The organism is Phytoamicus setariae (assembly GCF_016722925.1).
In the GTDB taxonomy this organism is placed as follows: Bacteria; Pseudomonadota; Alphaproteobacteria; order Rhizobiales; family Rhizobiaceae; genus Rhizobium_E; species Rhizobium_E setariae.
This window is the reverse complement of record NZ_JAEQNC010000008.1, coordinates 67,687-87,175: the sequence shown is the minus strand read 5'-3', so window position 1 is coordinate 87,175 and position 19,489 is coordinate 67,687. Positions and strand designations below refer to the sequence as shown.

Sequence of the window (19,489 nt, the reverse complement as noted above, 5' to 3'; positions counted from 1 at the left end):
CCCCATCGGAGCAGATATGGAAAACCCATGGCATTCGCGCCATGGGTTTTGTCGATCAGGCATTACAGCATCGGCCCGAAAATCGGAAACTATTCTCGGAAAGCACGATGCGTAGATTCAAAGACTTGGGGCGCCATGCGTCCAAAGGGACCCACGGCGCTCCAAAAAGGTTCACGCGCGGCCAAGCCTCTCCGCGCCGCCACCGAGTGCGGGGCCTGCAGTCGGATCCTCGTTCTCCGCGAGATCGCCGATCAGCGTCTCGGTTGTCAGAATGAGCTTGGCGACCGAAGCTGCATTGCACAGCGCGGTGTAGGTCACGCGCACCGGATCGATAATGCCGGCATTGATCATGTTTTCGTACTTTCCGATCGATGCGTTGAAGCCATGGCCGCTGTTGACGCGCGTGACTTCGGCGATGATCGCTTCGGGATCGCCGCCGGCATTGGTGGCGATCCGCCAGAGCGGCCGCGTCAGCACTGACTGCACGAGGCGGATGCCCTCCGCCACATCATGATCCGCAGTGGCAATCAAGGCATCGAGCACCGGCGCGATCTGGGCAAGGGCGGAGCCGCCACCGGCCACCACGCCTTCCTCCGCAGCCGCTCGGACCGCGTGCAGCGAATCCTCGATCAGCTGGATCGTCCGCTTCTGTTCGACCGGCGTCACCCCGCCGGCATAGAGCACCGCCGTGCCGCCCGAAAGCTTGGCCAGGCGTTCGCGCAGCTTGTCTTGCTCGATATTGGGCGGGGCGACCTCGAACTGCCGTTGCACCTGTGCCCTGCGTGCGATGATGGCTGCGGGATCACCACCGCCGCGAACGATCGTGGTATAGGTCGAACTCGTCCGAACGCGCTCAGCGGAGCCGAGATCTTCTGCCGTGACATCCTCGATCTGACCGCCGAGATCGCGGGCGATCACCCGGCCGCCGGTCAGGATCGCCAGATCCTCCAGCATCGCCTTTCGCCAATGGCCATATTCCGGCGGATGCACGACCAGGTATTTCCCCGGTCCCTGCTTGCCGAGCAATGTGACGACCACCTCGGGCGACACTTCCTCCGCCACGATCAGCAGCGGCCGACCGGCCTTGTCGGCAATGCGGCGTACCGCATCGAGAGCCGACGGCTCCCTGATCTTGAGATCCGTCATCAGGATCAGGGGGCGTTCGAGCACGGCCTCCATCTTCTCCTGGTTGGTGACCATGTGATGCGAGAGATAGCCGCGTTCGAAGGACATGCCCTCGACCACATCCAGCGTCGTCTCGATCGTCACGCTGAAATCGGTGGTGATGATGCCATCGGCACCGACCCGTTCGTAGGCTTCCGCCACCAAGGCACCCAGCTTCGGGTCGGTGGCGGCGATGTTGGCGACGGCTGCAAGCGCGCCATTGCCTTTCGCGGGTTTGGCACCGGCCTTCAGTGCTTTCACCACCCTGTCCACGGCAAGGTCGATCCCCTTGCAGAGATCGACGGATTTAACGCCGCGCTCATTGGCTTCGATGCCCTTCTGTACCAGCGCATTGGCAAGCACGATGGCTGTCGTCGTGCCGTCGCCGGCGATCTCGTTGGTTTGCATGGAGACCTCGCGCACCACCTGCGCACCCATATTCTCGAAGCGGTCATGCAGTTCGATTTCCGAGGCGATGGAGACGCCGTCGCGGGTCACCATCGGTGTCCCGAGCGGTCGGTCGATCATCGCGTTCATCCCTTTCGGGCCGAGAGTGGGCTCCACCGCGGCGGCCAGCTTCGCGACGCCCCGGGCAAGCGCGCGACGCGCTTCGGAATTGTGTAACATCAGTTTGGGCATGACTCCTCCTTCCGCCTGACGGGCGGTTTGTTGATTTGGGGCCTTATGCTGAGAAGGCTGTTGTGATTAGTTGCTGCTTGACTGCGCCCGCTCGCCGGATGCAGGAACCCGGTCCAGGATGAAATCGACCAGCGTCGGCTCACCATCGACCATTTCCATTTCCTTGTAGCGCGTCTGCTTGAGCCCCCGGCAAAGCGCGCCGTTGAACTCCATGTTGATCCGGACGCTGCGGAGATCGGCAAGATGGGCGGAAAGCCCCGCAGCGGCGATGCGCTCGCCGTCGTAATCGACGATTGCGGTATCCTGTGCGCGTAAATCGGGCCACCGCTGAAGCAGAGCCTGGCGATAGCGTGCCTTGCGTTTTCTGGCCTCGTCGCTGCCGGCGATGATCGCGTCAAAAACTGAAAACGTCACCCTGACGATCTCGCTGTCTGCGATCCCGAGTTTTTTGAGGTCGAGGATGACCGCTTCCTGCCGACGCTTGAACGCCTTGAGCCGAAACTTCTCCCGTAAATCCTCAAGGTCGGTGTTCTCCGCAAGTCCCGCAAAAATCTCCGCGAAGCTCCTGCCCTCGGCAATGCCCGAGTTCACCTCTTCGGCAAACATGTGGTCATGCAGGGTGAGACGATAGGCCGGCGACCAGCTGAGGGCGTCGAGCGCATTCCTGACATCATCGAGCATCAGAAAGGCGAAATTCGGCGAGCACCAGTATGTGGGCAGCCGGAACCCGACATCGACCCGGCCATCGGCGGCAATCTCGGCGCGCTCGATGAAACCCATATCCGTCACCGGCTCATCCAGCTCGGGATCATTGACCCCTTCGAGGCGCCGCCAGAGTTCCCCCTGGCGGCTTTCTGACAGATTGACGGCGTTCATCACCCTTACTCCGCCGCAACGTTGAAGGATGAACCGGCGAGTGCGGCCTTCTTCGCGGCGATATCGATGTCGTAGAGACGCGCCGCATTGAGACCCAGGATCTTCTCCTTGATTTCCGGCGTCAGATCGACGCCCCTCTCCTGCTTGATGTCCTCAGGCAATTCGAAGGCCCAGAACTTTTCCACCAGCCAGCGCGGTGTCCAGATCGCATAATCAGACCCGAACAGGATCTTTTCCGGACCGACCCAGAACAACAGTTCGGAAATGATTTCGGCGAAGTAGCGCGGCCTTGAATGGATGAACGGCAGCGCTACTGCCAGGCCGCCATAGACATTGGTTTCCTGCACGGCGATCCAACAGAAGTCATCCAGCCGTGGCAATCCGCAATGTTCGACGATCCAGTTGAGGTTCTGGAAATCGGTGGCTACGTAGTCGACATCATGAACATCGAACGCATCCTTGTTGAGCGGGATGATCGTCGGCCCCTTGTGGACATGGACGTTCTTGATACCCAGCTTTTCGCAAAGCTCGAAACACCTGTAGGCGGCGGGATCATTGAGCCGCCATCCCTTCGAAGCGCCGTTCCATTCGGCCGTGTACATCTTCACGCCCTTGATGTCGTAGGTCTCCTTCATCCAGTGGATGTATTCCAGCGCCTTGTCGCCGTCGCGCGGATCAAACGAGCCATTGACGATGAAGCGTTCAGGGTAGCGCTTGGCCACCTCGGCATTGCGCTCGATCGTGTTGAAGCCGTTCTTGTAGAAGTCCTTGAGGTATGTCGACTGGATGATGGCCACGTCATCTGGGCCGTCGATGAACAGGTCGCGATAAAGATCGTCGGCGCTGTATTTCTCGAACTTGCTCTTTTCCCATAGCTGTTCCTTGGGGCTCAGCGATGTGTGGTAGCCGTAGAAGCACTCGACGAACTGCTTGCCGTGAATATTGCGCTGGTTCTCCGGACTGCCGTCCCAGAAATGGGTGTGGCCGTCGACGATGAATATTTCCTTGCCTTCTGGTGTGATGAACATTGTTGCCTCCGCTGCAATGATTGAAATTTCCGGCGCGCCGCTCTATCGGCGCGCCGCCCTCCCGACGTCCTCAAATATATTCGAAGACCTCGTCCATATCGCCGAACAGGATGACCTCGTTGTCGTCGATCCGGACCATGCGGCCATAGTGGGTGGACGTGTTGACCTCGAAGATCTCGGCGGTCATCTCACGGCCGAGATATTCGCTGATCTCGTCCATCCGGAAGATCAGCTTGCCGTTGCCGTCGATGCGGATCATTGCCGGCGCGTAGGTAACGGTGACCCCCGGCTTCGTGCCCATGAATTCGGCGATGGCGCGAGCCTCGACCGAGTCGCTCATGGTGACGCCACACTGGTGGGAAATCGTCTGCTCGAAAGTGATTTCCTTCATCGACTTGAAGATGTTAGACTGCGACGCGTCGCGTGCGACTGATGACATGTTGATATCTCCTGGATTTAACGCTTGAGGCCGAGTTCGCCGAGAATCTGGCCAACCCGCTCTTCGGACTGGGCACGAACATCGGGAAACGAAATCGGCTTGGAATGCGGCATCGACCATATCGGCTGAAGGCCGAGCGCCGCCTTGTCCGCGAGTGCGGCATGCTTGCTGACCCAGCCCTGGAAAAGTTTTCGATTGGCGGCGCCATGCTTTTCGTCGTTAGCAAGCAGGTAGATGAGGTCGATCGTGTTGGCGAGATTGCGCTCGTAGTCGGCCTCGGCAGCCGAAATCACCGGCGGGGTGATGAAGTCGTGGTTCGCCGCCGCCGCCTGCATCAAGAAGCCGGAGCGGAACAGTTCGCCGACCATCGGTTCGAAGATGATATTGATGGCGAAATACTGTTCGAGATAATCGGTGGTGCCCATGATCGTCTCGATGGCTTCGCGCGTGCCTTGCCAGATGCCGTCCTCGAGCCAATGCTTCTTGCCGAGTTCGTCGTCCCAGCCCGGAATATCCATGCCAATTTCGGCGAGATAGAGCGTGATATCCTGGGCAAGGCGCAGCTTATAGGACGAGTTGGTCAGCGTGGCGTTGTTGATCATCTGGGTATAGCCATAGCGCTGCGCCTGCATCAGCGAGGTGCCGAGGCCGAATTCGGCGTGTTTCCATGCGCCAAGATGGGCCTGCAGTATCTTGATCCAGACCTTGTCGAAGGCTTTTGGCGCGCCAGCGCGGCGGGCATTGGTGATGACGCTCTGCACCATGGTCTCGATCTTCGACTGGCGCTGATAGTGGGTGCGTTCCCACTCCTGATCCGGCGCGCGGAAGGCGTGCCAGTTGGAGCTCTGGGCCGCTGTGTTCTCCTTGACATAGGCACCTTTGCCGTTGGCGAAGGAGATGATCCAGTTCTGGATCAGATAGCGTTCCGGGTCCGGTTGGACATCGACGGTAACGTCTTCATAATGGGTGGCCCGCTGACCCTTCGGGTCGAAATATCGGTATTTCCGGCTGTCGGAATCGGCGAAGATGGCGGCCCCGGCCGCACCCGACCCGACCGAACTCGATATTGCTGCCATAGTTCTCACTCCCTTGTTGCAGTTGCTGATGTTGCTGTCCGTGCTTCGTCCAGCCCCAATGGTCCCGATCTGGTGACCTTGACCTAGTGACCCGGCGTTCCTCCACCGGACGAAGTCGTGAATTTGTCGAAGAAGATGCGCTCGGATTCGAAGCCGTTCATGAATAGCACCGGCTGCAGCGCATCGATCATCGGCGGCGGGCCGCAGGCATAGACGTCGCCCTCGCCATCCACCGCCAACTCCTTGAGCTTGGCGTCGACGCTCTGGTGCACGAAGCCGCGCTCGCCGGTCCAGCCACCATTCTCGTCGGCATGCGAAAGGACCGGGATGAAGGTCACGTCGGGATAGCGAGCGATCAGGTCCGCGATCCTGTCGAGGTGGAAAAGATCGTCCTCCGTCTTGGCGCCATAGAAGAAATAGACCGGACGCTCTTCGCCGCTGGCGAGGTGATCATTGAGGATCGACCAGACCGGCGACATGCCCGAGCCGGCACCCACCAATACTAATGGTCCCTGTCGGTCTTCCCGTCGAAAGCAGGTTCCGTAGGGTCCGACGACGGAGACCTCGGCTCCGACCCGAATACCTCCGGAATCAAGTTCGCCGGAGAACTTTCCTTCTGGGTATTTCTTGATGATGAACGAGAGTTTCTGGGTTTCGCTCGGCGTATTTGCCATGGAGAACGAGCGCGTAATCGTCTCCCCTTCTTCCGTGGTGACCGTGATGTCGACATACTGTCCCGCCCAAAATTTGATTGGGGAACCGAGTTCGATTTCGATGCCTCTGATATCGTGGGTCAGCTTCTCGAAACGAGAGATCCGGCCGTTGTAACTCTTGACGGCAATCGCCTTTGCCAGCAGCTCCTCATCGTAGTTGAGAAGTTCCACTTCCATGTCGGAAAAGGCGATGGCTCGGCAGAGCAGAATATGTCCGGAATCTTTTTCCATTTCGCTGAGCGCGAAAGTCGAGTATTTCAGCAAGTCGACCTCGCCATCGAGCAGCACGCATTTGCAGGCAGAACACTGTCCCTCCTTGCAGCCATGCGGCAAAGCGATGCCCTGGCGGAATGCGGCGTTCAGAACCGTTTCGCCGTTCTCGACCTCGAATTCGACGCCGACCGGTTCGAGGCGCACCTTGTGCGCGTGCTGATGTGCTTTTTGTGCGTCAGCCATGTACGCAATCTCCCAATTGCTGCGCGTTCCCCTCGTTGGAAGAAAACGGCCTCTTCCCTTGATGTCGCGGAGGCCGGAACCGGCCTCCGCGGATCGACGCCTCAATTGAAAGGCGTGATGGTGAAGCCCGCGCGGTATTCGGCGAGGTGCTTTTCACGCGCGTCCGGCGACATGTCGCGCAGGATCTTCAGCGGCGATTGCAGCGTGTGGCCACGCACGTCGTCCAGCGTCCACATGTCCTTGCCGTCGAAACGCAGATGCGGCTGTGGCACGAGCGTCTTGCCGTCGGAACGCACGAAGTTGAGATCCTTGATGGCATCGGCGAGATCCCAACCGTGATAGAGGGTTTCCCACTCGCGCTTGCCGCTAAAGCGGCCCATCGCCGGTGTCGGACGGCCCTGATATTCGTCGGCGAAGGCCTCGACGGCGGTCCAGCGGTCGAGCTCATGGGCGAAGGTGTGCAGCTGTCCGTCGATCTCGTCGACCACCATGTCCTCGCGGATCAGGCAGGGAACGAGGCAGCTCCAGCATCGATGCGGGTAGACGTAGCCGGTTTCCTCGTTGAAGGTGATGATCTTCTCGCCGCGATGGCTGAGCTTGTCATACCATTTCCAGAAATCGCCGAACTCGGCATACCAGCCCGGATACTTGTGCTCGAACCATTCGAAATCGGCGTCGCGCTGGGCTTCGATGCGCCAGAAATTGACTGGCCAGCCGACCGCGAAGAACTGTGCGACCTTATGGACATAGTGCTTCTTGGTGATGCGGTTCCAGGCTTCATGAACATCGTCATGATGAACCTTGATGCCGTATTTTTCGAGCGGCAGCATGTAGGTGCGGTAGTAATCCTCAAAGATCCAGCGGTGCCACATTTCCGCATAGGATTCCTTGTTCTTGTCGCGATTGGTGGTGCCGTATTCGATGAATGTACCGATGGCGGCATCGACGATCGCGTGGTTCTGCCAGAAGGAGTAACGCAGGTCACGCTCGAGAAGCAGGTGGTTCTCCGGCTCTTTCAGCGCCGCCATCAGCAGCGAGTGGCCATTGCCGATGTGACGGCTTTCGTCGGATTGAACCGACAGGAATACGGTCGGCAGCGCATAGTCGCCATTGCGAGCGGCTTCAGAGGGCATGGCGACGAACAGCGTGTTGGTGAACGCGGTTTCAGCAACGACAGTCAGGTACATGCAGGCGGAGGTCATCACATCGCCGGTGATGAAGCCTTCGCCGAATTGCCGGCCGATCGTCGTGGCATAGCACTTGCCGAACGCTTCCTCGGTGATATCGAAGCCTGCCGGGTCGATATAGTTTTCCATGTACCATTTTTTCAGGTTCATCTGGATGGTCGAATGACGGAACTCGTCCACCATCTGCATGGTGAAACCTGTACGCAGGTCTTCGCCAGGCGCGATACGCGCCACCATGGCCATGGAGCGGGCGGCCGAGATTTCCGGGAACGGAATGATCGCCAGAAACAGCTTCATCCACTCGACCCAGCGGGGTTCGACATTGCGGAACATGTCGCCGCGCAGGGCAGCATCGAGCGCACCATAAACACGGTTGTCCTTTTCCTCCTGCATGGGGAAATAGGAGCGCAGCACCTGTTTCATCGGATCGCGCGGCGCCTTGGTGATCTTGTAGTCGGTCGGAAACGTCATCGCTTCCTGGACATAGGTGGGATTCCAACCGAGGTCGGAGATCTTCTTGGTTGCCTCGCCAACGGAAATACCGCGCTGCGAGGTGATCTTGTTGAGTGTCAAAGACGACATCGTCATCAGCCTCCACTGTGTTTGAACCGCGGGCCTCCCGGCCCCGGCTGGAACGGCGCCGTGCGCACCGCGAGCGAAAGTTGGAACGGCACGACAAAGGGTTGCGCCAGGGCGCGACGATGGTCGGACCATTCAAGTGGATCACGGCAAAGGTAATCTGGAAAAGCAGCCGGGCACTCCTCGGCCCGGATTATCGAAACGGCTCTCCCACTCCTTCGTTCTTCTAGCGTCGCTTCAACGCGATGGCTTCTTATGCCAGAGACGATGCAAGGGGCGTGCCAGTTTGAAAGCACGTTACTTCCGGCATTTGACAACAGTCGAAATTCCGTGAGTGTAAATTTACGTTACAATCGTAATTTACAAATGCAACATTACATATACCTTGAAACTTCAGAAGTACTTGATTGAGAATTATGAATAAATCACGATAGACATTTTTTATTCTTGAATTATATTTTCTCAATCGCTCAATCGAGCCGCATACTGAATCTGGAAGACATCATGACAGACAGCAAGGAAAATCCGATCCCCCTTGGCGGAGTGGAGGGTGACGTCACCACGGTGCTGGCCAGACTCATGCAGCGCGACCTGGTGTTCGTGATGCGCTTCATCGGCGAAAGCCAGCACCTGATGCAGAACCATTTTCAGCAATTCATCCTGAAAGAACTGGCGATCACGGGGGCAACGCCCGAGACCCACCCGTTGCTGCATGCCTTCGCGGAAAAACACGCGCTGATGCTGCGCGAATTCGTGTTCTCCGGCGTGTCGCTGTCGCGGCAGTTTCGCGTCGAGGACATCGAACAGCTGACCGGAGACACGATGATCCGGGTCGATGTCTGGGACCAGCTCCGCAACCATATCAGCATGGCCGAAAGCCAGTTCCGGACGCAACTGCCTGAACTCCCTCAGATTCTGGAAGCCTGGAAGTCTCCGGAGGGCTGGTCATGAGCGCCCCGGACCTAGATGCTCTGGATCTGCTGCGTCGCCGCGTCGAGCGCGTCGCGGAAGTTTCCGCCCTCACCGCCAAGGCCATGAAGCTTAGTCAGGCCACCTCCGGGATGGAGATGGACGTGCTGCGGATCGAACTCGAGATCGGCCGAAATCCTGGCAATGCGCAACTGGCGCAGGAATTGCATCAGATCGAGGACAGTGTCGAGACGATGCGGGAGGCCCAGGCCGCTTGCGCAGAGGAAATCGCGGCAGCGGAAGAAGATGTCGCGGTGCTCGACAGGTTGATCGCGGCGGCACGTGGAGGATAGAATGAACCAGCAGACCATACCCAACATAACCCTGTTCGATCTCCTGGCGCGCACCTGGCAGAGCCGCGCAGCCATCGAGCGGCTCTTCTTCAACAGCGACGATACGCTGCTGGCGATATCGTCTGCCGACGGCAGCGTGGCGCTGGCACGCCTGGCCGACAACGAGCCGCCGGATTCGCGGATCGTGGTCGACGACCGCCAGACGACGATCAGGCCGCGCGAGGGTCGGCCGTCGCCGCTGATCAAGACCCGCATAGAAGGTGGCCAGGGCCTTTCGGCAGGTGGCAACGGGGACTTCATGATCCTCACTGCCAACGGCGAATTGCTGCGCATCAACCGCTCCGGCGAGATCGATGCGAAGGTACTGGCGGACAAAACCCCGATCTCTGCCTTCGACCATTGTCTGCGAACTGATCTGACGGCAGCCATCGTCCATGACCGACTGAGATTGCAATCCATTGAAAGCGGCCAGATCAATGAAGTGGACCTTGGCGTCACGACCGCCGAGATCATCGCCATCTCCGATGACGGTGCACGCATCGCGCTGGCCGGAACGGACATGCTAGCCGTCCGCCGCACGGATAGCGATTGCCAGCGGCTTCATGCGATCCAGCTCTCCGCCAGACCGCTATCACTGACCTGGAGTGCGGATGGCAGATGGCTGGCGTGCGGATTGCTGAGCGGCGGGTTCTGCCTGATGGACACGGAGACCGGGCGCCAGGTGATGCTCGGTGACTTTCCCGGCCCGGTCGCCTCGCTGGGCTGGAGCCCGCCATCCAGCGGATTTTTCGCCTCGGGCGCCTACCGTATCGCCGGATGGTCGATGCAGACGCCGCCATTCGAGAATAGCGCTACCGGCGCTTTGGCGGCTGGCCGCGCCGGCTTCGTGATCGCCAACGCAATCGCCGCCCACCCGCAAAAGCCACTGGTGGCGGCGGGCTATGCGAACGGCCGGATCGCCGTCGCCAGAATCGGTTCATCCGAGGAACTGACGATCCGCAACGCGGGCGGGCCGGTGACCGTGCTTCGCTGGTCGGCCGATGGCCGCCATCTCGCCGCCGGTGATGTACTCGGCAGCGCCGCCGTCATCACCTTCCCCGAACAGATCTTCAAATAGCAATCATCGTAGCCGACAATGGAGGATAGAATGGAGACCGAACTTACCGCCGAAGACAAGAGCAAGGACGCCTTCTTCGAGAAAATAGCGAAACTGTCCGAGGAGATGGTCGCCGCGCATGGCAAGGAATTCAGCGCGGGCGCACTGGTGCTCGGCGCGCGCTGGATTGCTGAAGGCCGCGCCGACGCCGTGCCCGACCGAAAGGTTAACTGAGAAGCGAAGATATCGGCCGCAGCCTCATAACTACGGCCGATGTTCGTATCAGCCCGCACGCGGCAAAGCGACGACTGCGCGGCACTCTTCCTGATAGATAAGACAGACGGTGCGTAGCATGGATGCGAGGTTGGACATGCCGCCATGCAGTTCCAGCGCTTCGTCATAAAGTTCCGAAATCAGCTTGGAGGTCGAAAGCCCCTCCATTCTTGCGATGTCCTCGAGCACCTGCCAGAAGGCCGCCTCCAGCCGGACACTGGTCGAATGCCCCGATATCCTCACCGAACGGCTGACTTTGTTAAACCGTTGCGTGCTCTGCGCGGTCAAAACCCTGCACATCATCTCTCCTCTCCTCCCGTGGTTTGTCAGATTCACGCCGAATGCTCCCCGCTGCGCGTCGTCGCGGGGAGCAAATGTTCTCTCAGCCACCATGGCGATGCGCGTCGCTCGCCTCAGGGGATAAGCACCGCGCGGCCGTGGATCTTGCCATTATGCAGGTCCTTGAGCGCCTGGTTGGCATCGGCCAGCTTGTATTCGACAGTCGTCAGGTCGACGAGACCACGATCGGCGAGCGCCATTAGTTCAACCAGCTCGGCCCAGGTGCCAACCAGGTTGCCGATGATGTTCTTCTCGCTGATCACCATGTCGACGGTCGGAATACGGATGTCCTCGCCGTAGCCGACAATATAATAGCTGCCCATCGGCCGGGTCATGGCGAGGCCCTTGGTCGTCGTGCCGCGTTCGCCGACAAAATCGATCACTGCTTCCGCGCCCTGGCCATTGGTCAGCTGCAGCACCGCTTCGACTTCGTTGCCATCGGCCTTGACCAGCTTGTCGGCGCCGTTCTTGCCGGCCAGCGCCAGCGACGCTTCGGATTTGTCGACTACGATCACGTCGGCGGCGCACATGGCTTTCAGGCACTGCACGCCGATATGGCCCAGCCCGCCGGCACCAATGACCACGCAGGTTTCGCCGGGCAGCAGGTGCCGCGTGGCTTTCTTGACCGCCCTATAGGCGGTCAAGCCGGCATCGGCATACGGCGCGACTTCCTTGGGCGACAGGGTCTTGGGCAGCGGCACGATATTGCGCTCGGACGTGCAGAGATATTCCGAGTAACCGCCATTGCTGTCCAGACCTGGAAACTTGCCCGGCCCGTGCATGTCGAAGCCGCGCCGGCAGGCCAGGCACGTCCCTCCGGAAATCTTGGGATGGACAATGACCGGATCGCCGACCTTGATGCCTTCGACCTCCTTGCCGATCGCCTCCACCCAGCCGGCATTCTCATGGCCCATGATCAGCGGCAGGAGATTGTTGCCGGCAGGGTCCATGTGCGGCCGCCAGACGCCTTCGATGATGTGGAGATCCGTCCGGCAGACCCCGGCTCCACCGATCCTCACGATGACGTCGGTCGATTTGCTGATCACCGGATCGGCGACCTCCTGCTGCGACACCCACAGATCCGCCGTCAGGCTGTCGTCGTATTTCGTTAGCACTTGCGCCTTCATGTTCAGTCTCCTCCATCGGCGGGAACCAGCCCGTTACGATAGAAAGAGGCAAGCACTGTGCCAGACAGGAATACGTCGTCGAATCAACACGATAGACAAAATGGAATTGATCCAAACCGTTCACCCACTGGACGATATGTACAGCCGGACTGTTCAGTTTCTGTCTATTGCACGCGTTAATCCAATGCTGGTACTGTGAGGAAAATGATGCATGAGGAGGAGACATGCAGCATCTTTCCGGAATAGTCCGCGCCCGCAATGCGCTGGAAAAAGGCGACAGGTTTCCTGTCGGCGCCTTGCAGCCGATCGTGGCCGACAGCTGGCAGCGTTGTCGCGATATCGATCTCGATCCGCGCGGAACGCCGCGCCACAGCGTCGTCGCATTTTCCGATGTCAAGCGCCGACGCGAAGCCAATGCCGCAATGCGGCTGCTGGCTTTGGCCGAGATGCAATTGCTTCATTCGCAGATCGCCGGTTCGAATTTCATGATCGCGCTCGGCGATGCCGAGGGCATCGTGCTCGACACGATCAGCGACCAGCATTTCGCCGACAGCGACGCCGGCCGGTCGATCATTCCCGGCAGCATGTGGAATGAGAGCGAGCGCGGCACCAATGCGCTAGGCCTCGCTGCCATGGCCGGTAAGCCGGTGGCGATCTATGGCAGGGAACATTATTTCGCCTGCCATGGGCATCTCAGCTGCATGGCGGCGCCGATCTTCAATTCAGACGGTGAGGTTCTCGGGCTCCTCGACGCATCCTGCGCCCATGAGGCGCGCCAGGAACACACGCATGCATTGGTGCGGATGGCCGCCGCCCAGATCGAGAACGGCCTGATCTACCAAGATGCATCCAAGAGCTTTGTGTTCGCCTTTCATCCGCGCGTCGAATATCTCGACACGCTGTCGGCGGGGCTTATTTCGGTTTCGCTCGATGGCGCAGTGTTGTCGGTCAACCGTCCGGGCAAGGCCTTGCTGCAGGGGCTGCCTCTGGTATCCGGCAATCATTTCGACAGCCTGTTTGAGGCGGGTTTCGGGCCAGCCGTCGACGGTCTGCTCAAAGGCGGCGTCGTCCGCATTCGCGATCGTGCCGGTAGTAGCGTCTTCATGGTCTGCCGCCAGATCGGCGAGCGCCGGACAGTGTTGCCAAAGCGCTCCTCGCCTTCCCTTCCGGCGCTGGTCAGGAAAGAGGACGCACCGGATTTCGTCTCGGACGATCCGGCGATCAAGCGATCGCTCAACGATCTGGCCGAGGCTGCCGCGCTCTGCATGCCGGTGCACGTCACCGGCGAAACCGGCACCGGAAAGGAACTGATGGCGCGCCACGTCCATCGACTGAGCGGCAGAAAGGGCGAATTCGTGCCGGTCAATTGCGGCGCGGTGCCGGAGGAGTTGTTCATCGCCGAAATATTCGGCCACGAGCGCGGGGCATTCACCAACGCCCGCGCGGAAGGTTCACCGGGGCTGGCACGTGCGGCCGACCGCGGCACGCTGTTCCTCGACGAGGTGGCCGACATTCCTCTGGCAGCGCAGACATCTTTGCTACGCTTTCTCGACAGTATGGAAATCCGTGCCATCGGTGGCCAGAAGGCACAGAAGGTCGATGTGCAAATCGTCTCGGCAACCAATCGCGATCTCGAAGACATGGTGGCGCAAAGACTGTTCCGCGCCGATCTCTATTATCGGCTGAACGCATTCCTGATCCGCCTGCCGCCATTGCGCAGCCGTACCGATTTCGCCAGTGTCGTCCGCCATCTGATGGAGAAAATGGCGCCCGGCACCCCTGTGACAGATGCGGCGATATCAGCGCTTGCGCAAAGGAAATGGCCCGGCAATATCCGCGAGCTGAGAACAGTGCTGCAACGCGCACTGGCGCGCAGACGCGCGGAATACATTGATGAAGGCTGCTTTGACGACGACACCCCAGTCGTCCAACTTTCGTCGGATTGCTGCGACGATTGCCGCAGCCGGCCCCTCAGTCGGGCGAAATGCCAGGAAATCCGGTTGCTCTACCATAGAACGGACGAAAACATATCACGGACGGCACGCGAGCTCGGGCTCTCCCGAACCACCGTTTACAAACACGTCCGCGATACATCCTAAAGGTAGCGCCCCGCGCGCTGTAGAACTTCGATCTTGTAGCCGTCGGGATCGCTTATGAAGAAAAACCGGGCCAGCGTTTTGCCATCGTGTTTGAAATCCACCAGCTTGCCGGGGGCGAGCCCGAGCGAGGTCAGACGCTGGTGCTCGGCGTCGATATCTTCAACCGAAACCGCCAGATGTCCATAGCCATCGCCGAGCGCATAAGGTTCGGCGCGATCCTTGTTGACGGTCAATTCCAGTTCGAATGTGGTCTCTGGATTGCTCAGATACAGGAGGGTGAATGTCTCGAAGTCAATTCGATCGGCGACAGTCAGACCGAAGGCCTGACGATAGAATTCGACCGACTGCAGTTCATCGAGAACCCGGATCATCGAGTGAATTGTCTTCGCCATAGTGTCGCCCTCCGTTTTCTACTTAGCAAACCTGTAGATGCGTTTCTGTGATTGCGGCAGTAGATAAATACCACAACTCTTCAAATGCGATTCAGTGACGTTGTCACCTTGTTAGCGGAAGACGAGATTGAAGGGAGTTGTCACATTATCGGGCTGAGAGCGATCAATTCGGCCGTTTCCCGAGATCAGGCTACGGCGCCGGTCACGACTTTCCAGTGCGCCATGGTGCGGACGCGATGAATGTGAGTGGCGAGCGGTGCAACAAATAGATTGCGAAGCGCCGAAAAGATCGAGATGAACCGTTGCAGTCCTCTGGCTGATCGGCACCCTTGCATCTGGCGTTCCCGTTTTCTCAGCGGAAATCGAACGTACAGCCAGACCGCATGGGCAATGACAGCGGGAAAATCGGGCTGCCCATTTTACAGGATGACTGTCATGGTCGTTTCGCCGTTTAGCAGTCGCTTCAGATGAAAACTGGCAAGCCGGTCCTCCGCATTGCGACCAACCAGCGCGGCGAACGAAGCAATCGCACCAGGATCGCAGGCTTCCAGTTTTTCGAAGGCCTCAATGTAGGCCTGTGTCTCTGGGCTGGCACATCTGCTGGCATCAAGCGGCTCGAATGCGCGGATCGGCTCGGTACGGCCTCTGAGGAGGAGGTCGCCCACGGGTCGACCGCAGAACCCCTGAACTTTCCCAGCCACGCAGCCACTCACGCAAATGCGGGTGCCCAACGTTTTGTTGGCTGCTTCCAGACGCGCGGCAACATTGATAGTGTCGCCATAGGCGCTGTAGTCAAAAAATCTTATTCCCCCGAAATTGCCGACCACAGCCGTGCCGGCATGCGCGCCGATCCGGGTGTGGCCGAGAGGTATCCCCTTCCTGCTCCAGTGTTCACGGAAAGACTCCGCGAACGCGTCAAGCGCAAGCGAGCAGGCGATCGCGCGACTGGCATGGTCCGGTTGATCGGAAGGCGCCCCGAAAAGCACGTGGAGCGCATCACCGATGATCTTTGCGACCGTACCCTCATGAGCAAATACAATGTCGGTCATGCCAACGATGTAATCGTTGAGGAGCGGCCCGAGAACCTTCGGCTCGATCGTCTCCACCAGCGAAGTGAAACCCGCCAGATCGGTAAAGAGCGAGGCAACCTCTCGCCGCGTGCCACCAAGGTCGAGGACATTGGCACTGCTGGCTAAGCGTTCGGCGAGATTGGGCGAAAAATAACGGGAAAGCGACGCGCGCGCCTGCTCGGCCGCCGCCTGCCGGCGCTGCGCTTCGCGTAGCGCCTCCATGTGGTGAATCGTCTTGACGATCGTCGCCTCCAGATCGGGAAAATCGATCGGCTTCGTCACAAAATCATAGGCGCCTCGGTTCATCGCCGTGCGAATATTGGCCATATCGCTGTAGGCGGAGACGATAATCGTGGACAGGTCCTGGTCTTTCTCCTGGAGCTTTGCCAGCAGCGACAAACCGTCCATGCGCGGCATGTTGATGTCGCTCAGCACCATGTCCACGTCTTGGTTGGCCGCAAGCATGGCCAAAGCCTCGATCCCGTCATGGGCAAACAGAAAACGCAGTGTGCCCTCGCGGATTTGCTTGCGGAATTTCTGGACGAGAAGGATTTCCAGGTCCGTTTCATCGTCGACAACGAGTATACTGGTGCTCATGCGGTGCCCCCAACTCGCATGTCGATTACTTCTCGCAGCGCGACGAAGTCGATCGGCTTGGTGAGCAACGCTTCCGCGCCGCTTTCCATAGCTCTCCGCTTCGTTTCCGCATCACAATAGGCGGTAATCATGATTACTGGCACGTCAGGCCGAATGCTCCTCGCCTTCGGGAGGAGTTCGAGTCCGCTCATCCCTGGCATGTTGACATCCGACAGTATGAGAATGAGCGTGACGCCGGCCGCATCGGCGATACGTTCGAGTGCGGCCGGTGCCGAATGTTCGAACTCCATCACGAAGCGGCCAGCGCGCAGGTCATGGCGGAATTGCTGTCGAAAAAGAAGCTCGATATCCGGCTCGTCGTCGACTACCAGGATAAGAAGGCTCATAGTCGGCCCTCCGTCTTTGAGACTAAAGCGGCCATGCGCGGCAATTGGATGCGAAACTCGGTATAGTGACCGAGTTCTGTGTCCACCTCGATCGAACCGGCATGCTGCTTAACTATGATGTCGTGGCTGAGGGAAAGGCCGAGACCTGTTCCCTCGCCTGCAGGCTTGGTGGTGAAGAATGGGTTGAACATCTTCTCCTTCACCTCCGGCGGGATGCCGGGTCCATTGTCGCGGATAATGATCTCAACGCTGTCGCCGAGGTTCCTAGTTACTGCGGCCAACGTCGGCTCATAACGGTCGCCGGGCTCTGAAGACGCACGCTTGCTCGTCGCATGGAAGCCGTTGGAGATGAGGTTGAGAAGCGCGCGCGTGATCTCCTGCGGGTATAGGTCAACCTCCCCGGCCGTCGGGTCGAGCGACTTCTCGAGCGTGACGTTGAATCCTTGATTCTCAGCGCGGGCACCATGATAGGCTAGATTGAGACTTTCCTCGACGATGGCGTTGATATCGGCCAACCGATGCTCGCCAGCCCCCTGGCGCGAGTGCAGAAGCATGTTCTTGACGATCGAGTCGGCGCGCTTGCCGTGCTGGACGATCTTTTCGAGATTGCCCTTGAGCATCAAAGCTAGCTCCTCGATCTGGGCGCGCGTCACGCCATCGCCGAGTGCGCCGTCGAGCGCCTGCTGCAACTCTTCGATCAACTCCACAGAAAGCGCCGAGAAATTGTTGACGAAGTTCAAGGGGTTCTTAATCTCGTGCGCGATCCCTGCTGTCAGCTGCCCGAGCGAAGCGAGCTTCTCCGTTTGGATCAAACGGTCCTGCGCAGTTCTCAGATCATCGAGCGAGCGCGACAGCTCCTCGGTTCTCGCCTGCACCTCCTCAAACAGACGCACATTTTCGATGGCGATCACTGCCTGGTCGGCGAAGGTAGACGCCAACTCGACCTGTTTTTCGGCGAAGGGACGCACGGTCGAGCGGGTTAGTGCGAGCACGCCGATCGGGCTGCCTTCGCGTAACAGTGGCACCCCGAGTACCGTCCGAAACCCGCCAAGTCTTTGCCCCTCGCGCCTCTCGTACTCCGGATCATCGAGAACGTCGGCGACCTGGACCGGCCGCATCTCGAGCAGGGTTCGCCCAACTATGGTGCCGCGTCCCGGCTCCAGCGGGAGAGCTCGAAGATACTGGCCGAATTCTTGCGAGAAGCCGTAGCTTGCGACAGGATAGTGCGCGTCTCCCATGGGACGGGTCATTGTTGCCATGTCCGCCTCGCAAAGGCGGGCAGCAGACGTTACGAGAGTGTCAAGAACCCCTTGCAAGTCGAATGCTGACCGGCTGATGACCTTCAGCACCTCAGCCGTCGCGGTCTGCTGCTCAAGCGCTTCCGTCAGTTCGCTAGTCCGCGCCTTCACTTCATCGAAAAGGCGCACGTTCTCGATCGCTATGACGGCCTGATCGGCAAAGGTCTGGACGAGTTCGATCTGCGTTTCGGTGAACGGCCTGACTTCCGTCCGGCGAATGGCGAGTCCCCCAATTGCTTCCTGCTGCCGCAGCAAAGGAACTGCCACGATTGAGCGGTGACCCATCCTGATGGCCATGCTGTGGCCATCAGGAAACTCGTCGGGCGTGACGGTCAGATCAGGAACATGGACAGGTTTTCGGTCCACCACGGCTCGCCCGGTAACCCAGCTCCGCGATATTGGCCAGCCAGGAAAATCGATTGGAATCGGCCCGTGATGCGCCCTCCGGTAAAGAGTGTCTCCGTCCTTCAAGAATATGACCGCATCGTAACCTTCGCAGAGTCGTGCCGCGGACTCGACAAGGGTGTCGAGCACGGCTTGAAGGTCAAAGGCCGACCGGCTGATGACTTTGAGAACATCCGCCGTTGCCGTCTGCTGTTGCAGCGAATTTTTCAGTTCGAGATTGCTCGTCTCGAGTTCGGTAAACAGCCGAGCATTCTCGATGGCGATCCCTGCCTGGTCGGCGAATGTCTGAAGAAGTGCGACCTGTCGGTCGGGGAACAACCCCGGATCGGGACGTGCGACCACAATGGTTCCGATCGGAACACCCTCGCGCATGATCGGTACAGCTACCAAGCTTCTGTAGTTCGAGGATTGGGCACCGATGACGGTATGGGCCGTGTATTCGGGATCGATGAGCCAGTCCTCTATCTGCTCCACCGATCGGCTAAGGATCGAACGCCCGGCGGCACTGCCTCGATGCGGTGGGGCTGCAGGCACTGCGCCTTCGGGTTCCAGCCGGTGATGCGCCACGAAATGCAACAATTCGCCATCATAGCGAAACACGTGGCAATATTGAGCGCCGCAAAGTCGGGCGGCACGCTGCGCGATCGTGTCGAACACCGGCTGTACATCGGTGGGCGAAGACGAGATGACGCGAAGTATCTCGCTTGTTGCCGTCTGCTGTTCGATCGCCTCGCCGAGCTCCCGCTTCAGCAACTCGACCTGACGACAGAGACTGACGCTTGTTTCCTCCACCTTACGCCCCTCACTACAGCGTTCTCCAGGCGACCAGTTCTGCCACGAGCCTCTACACTCCACGGTTCGGGCGCGCATAAACCCAATGTCGTGGCCGGGGGTGGCGGCGTATTAGAGAATACTCTTTCTAGCCAGATGTGACTAGGATTAGCTCGGGCTTGTCACAGCACTAAACTTAAAAGTTCTTTTTACGGAA

18 protein-coding genes and 1 pseudogene are annotated in these 19,489 nt (G+C 59.3%); 5 read left to right on the top strand and 14 right to left on the bottom strand.

Annotated elements, in window-relative coordinates:
• Nucleotides 1-171 precede the first annotated feature (171 nt).
• The 7 genes from groEL to JJB09_RS15445 form a co-directional block, all read right to left on the bottom strand.
• Nucleotides 172-1,803 (bottom strand): molecular chaperone GroEL, encoded by a 1,632-nt coding sequence (gene groEL, locus JJB09_RS15475; protein WP_201659900.1) that lies wholly within the window; start codon nt 1,801-1,803, stop codon nt 172-174.
• Between the two features lie 66 nt (nt 1,804-1,869).
• Entirely contained in the window at nt 1,870-2,679 is an 810-nt protein-coding gene (locus tag JJB09_RS15470; RefSeq protein ID WP_201659897.1) for an iron-sulfur cluster assembly protein, read from the bottom strand.
• Nucleotides 2,680-2,684: 5 nt separating this feature from the next.
• Nucleotides 2,685-3,707 (bottom strand): amidohydrolase family protein, encoded by a 1,023-nt coding sequence (locus JJB09_RS15465; RefSeq protein ID WP_201659894.1) that lies wholly within the window; start codon nt 3,705-3,707, stop codon nt 2,685-2,687.
• 70 nt (nt 3,708-3,777) lie between these two features.
• Complete coding sequence (locus tag JJB09_RS15460) at nt 3,778-4,146, bottom strand: MmoB/DmpM family protein (RefSeq protein ID WP_201659891.1); 369 nt, start codon at nt 4,144-4,146, stop codon at nt 3,778-3,780.
• Nucleotides 4,147-4,163: 17 nt separating this feature from the next.
• On the bottom strand, nt 4,164-5,222 hold the full coding sequence (locus JJB09_RS15455; protein ID WP_201659888.1) for an aromatic/alkene monooxygenase hydroxylase subunit beta: 1,059 nt from the start codon (nt 5,220-5,222) through the stop codon (nt 4,164-4,166).
• An 83-nt stretch (nt 5,223-5,305) separates the two neighbouring features.
• Nucleotides 5,306-6,391, bottom strand: a complete 1,086-nt coding sequence (locus JJB09_RS15450) for an NADH:ubiquinone reductase (Na(+)-transporting) subunit F (RefSeq protein ID WP_201659885.1) — start codon at nt 6,389-6,391, stop codon at nt 5,306-5,308.
• Between the two features lie 101 nt (nt 6,392-6,492).
• On the bottom strand, nt 6,493-8,166 hold the full coding sequence (locus tag JJB09_RS15445) for an aromatic/alkene/methane monooxygenase hydroxylase/oxygenase subunit alpha (protein ID WP_201659882.1): 1,674 nt from the start codon (nt 8,164-8,166) through the stop codon (nt 6,493-6,495).
• A gap of 495 nt (nt 8,167-8,661) precedes the next feature.
• Between JJB09_RS15445 and JJB09_RS15440 the strand changes: the two genes are divergently transcribed.
• Genes JJB09_RS15440 through JJB09_RS15425 form a run of 4 tightly spaced genes read left to right on the top strand, consistent with a single transcriptional unit; the run spans nt 8,662 to nt 10,749 of the window.
• On the top strand, nt 8,662-9,108 hold the full coding sequence (locus JJB09_RS15440; protein WP_201659879.1) for a hypothetical protein: 447 nt from the start codon (nt 8,662-8,664) through the stop codon (nt 9,106-9,108).
• Nucleotides 9,105-9,419: a hypothetical protein gene (locus JJB09_RS15435; RefSeq protein WP_201659877.1), complete on the top strand. Its 315-nt coding sequence runs from the start codon at nt 9,105-9,107 to the stop codon at nt 9,417-9,419. The genes JJB09_RS15440 and JJB09_RS15435 overlap by 4 nt, the downstream gene beginning before the upstream one ends.
• Nucleotide 9,420: 1 nt before the next feature.
• Nucleotides 9,421-10,536, top strand: coding sequence for a WD40 repeat domain-containing protein (locus JJB09_RS15430; protein WP_201659875.1), 1,116 nt, complete (start codon nt 9,421-9,423; stop codon nt 10,534-10,536).
• 30 nt (nt 10,537-10,566) lie between these two features.
• Nucleotides 10,567-10,749, top strand: a complete 183-nt coding sequence (locus tag JJB09_RS15425) for a hypothetical protein (protein ID WP_201659873.1) — start codon at nt 10,567-10,569, stop codon at nt 10,747-10,749.
• A gap of 48 nt (nt 10,750-10,797) precedes the next feature.
• On the opposite strand, the gene JJB09_RS15420 is transcribed toward JJB09_RS15425, so the two are convergent.
• Nucleotides 10,798-11,091, bottom strand: coding sequence for a ribbon-helix-helix domain-containing protein (locus JJB09_RS15420; protein ID WP_343229038.1), 294 nt, complete (start codon nt 11,089-11,091; stop codon nt 10,798-10,800).
• A gap of 110 nt (nt 11,092-11,201) precedes the next feature.
• Complete coding sequence (locus tag JJB09_RS15415; protein WP_201659871.1) at nt 11,202-12,254, bottom strand: NAD(P)-dependent alcohol dehydrogenase; 1,053 nt, start codon at nt 12,252-12,254, stop codon at nt 11,202-11,204.
• Between the two features lie 224 nt (nt 12,255-12,478).
• Between JJB09_RS15415 and JJB09_RS15410 the strand changes: the two genes are divergently transcribed.
• A complete protein-coding gene (locus JJB09_RS15410) occupies nt 12,479-14,353 on the top strand; it encodes a sigma-54-dependent Fis family transcriptional regulator (RefSeq protein ID WP_201659869.1) in 1,875 nt (624 codons plus the stop codon).
• Here the strand turns inward: JJB09_RS15410 and JJB09_RS15405 are convergent.
• The 5 genes and pseudogenes from JJB09_RS15405 to JJB09_RS15385 form a co-directional block, all read right to left on the bottom strand.
• On the bottom strand, nt 14,350-14,745 hold the full coding sequence (locus JJB09_RS15405; RefSeq protein WP_201659867.1) for a VOC family protein: 396 nt from the start codon (nt 14,743-14,745) through the stop codon (nt 14,350-14,352). The genes JJB09_RS15410 and JJB09_RS15405 overlap by 4 nt on opposite strands.
• 185 nt (nt 14,746-14,930) lie before the next feature.
• Nucleotides 14,931-15,104, bottom strand: a pseudogene (locus JJB09_RS15400) (IS6 family transposase); the annotation flags it as partial.
• A 60-nt stretch (nt 15,105-15,164) separates the two neighbouring features.
• Nucleotides 15,165-16,412 (bottom strand): adenylate/guanylate cyclase domain-containing protein, encoded by a 1,248-nt coding sequence (locus JJB09_RS15395; RefSeq protein ID WP_201659865.1) that lies wholly within the window; start codon nt 16,410-16,412, stop codon nt 15,165-15,167.
• Nucleotides 16,409-16,798 (bottom strand): response regulator, encoded by a 390-nt coding sequence (locus JJB09_RS15390; protein ID WP_201659863.1) that lies wholly within the window; start codon nt 16,796-16,798, stop codon nt 16,409-16,411. The genes JJB09_RS15395 and JJB09_RS15390 overlap by 4 nt, the downstream gene beginning before the upstream one ends.
• Nucleotides 16,795-19,293, bottom strand: coding sequence for a GAF domain-containing protein (locus JJB09_RS15385; RefSeq protein WP_343229037.1), 2,499 nt, complete (start codon nt 19,291-19,293; stop codon nt 16,795-16,797). Before JJB09_RS15385 ends, JJB09_RS15390 begins: the two co-directional genes overlap by 4 nt.
• Between the last annotated feature and the right edge of the window lie 196 nt (nt 19,294-19,489).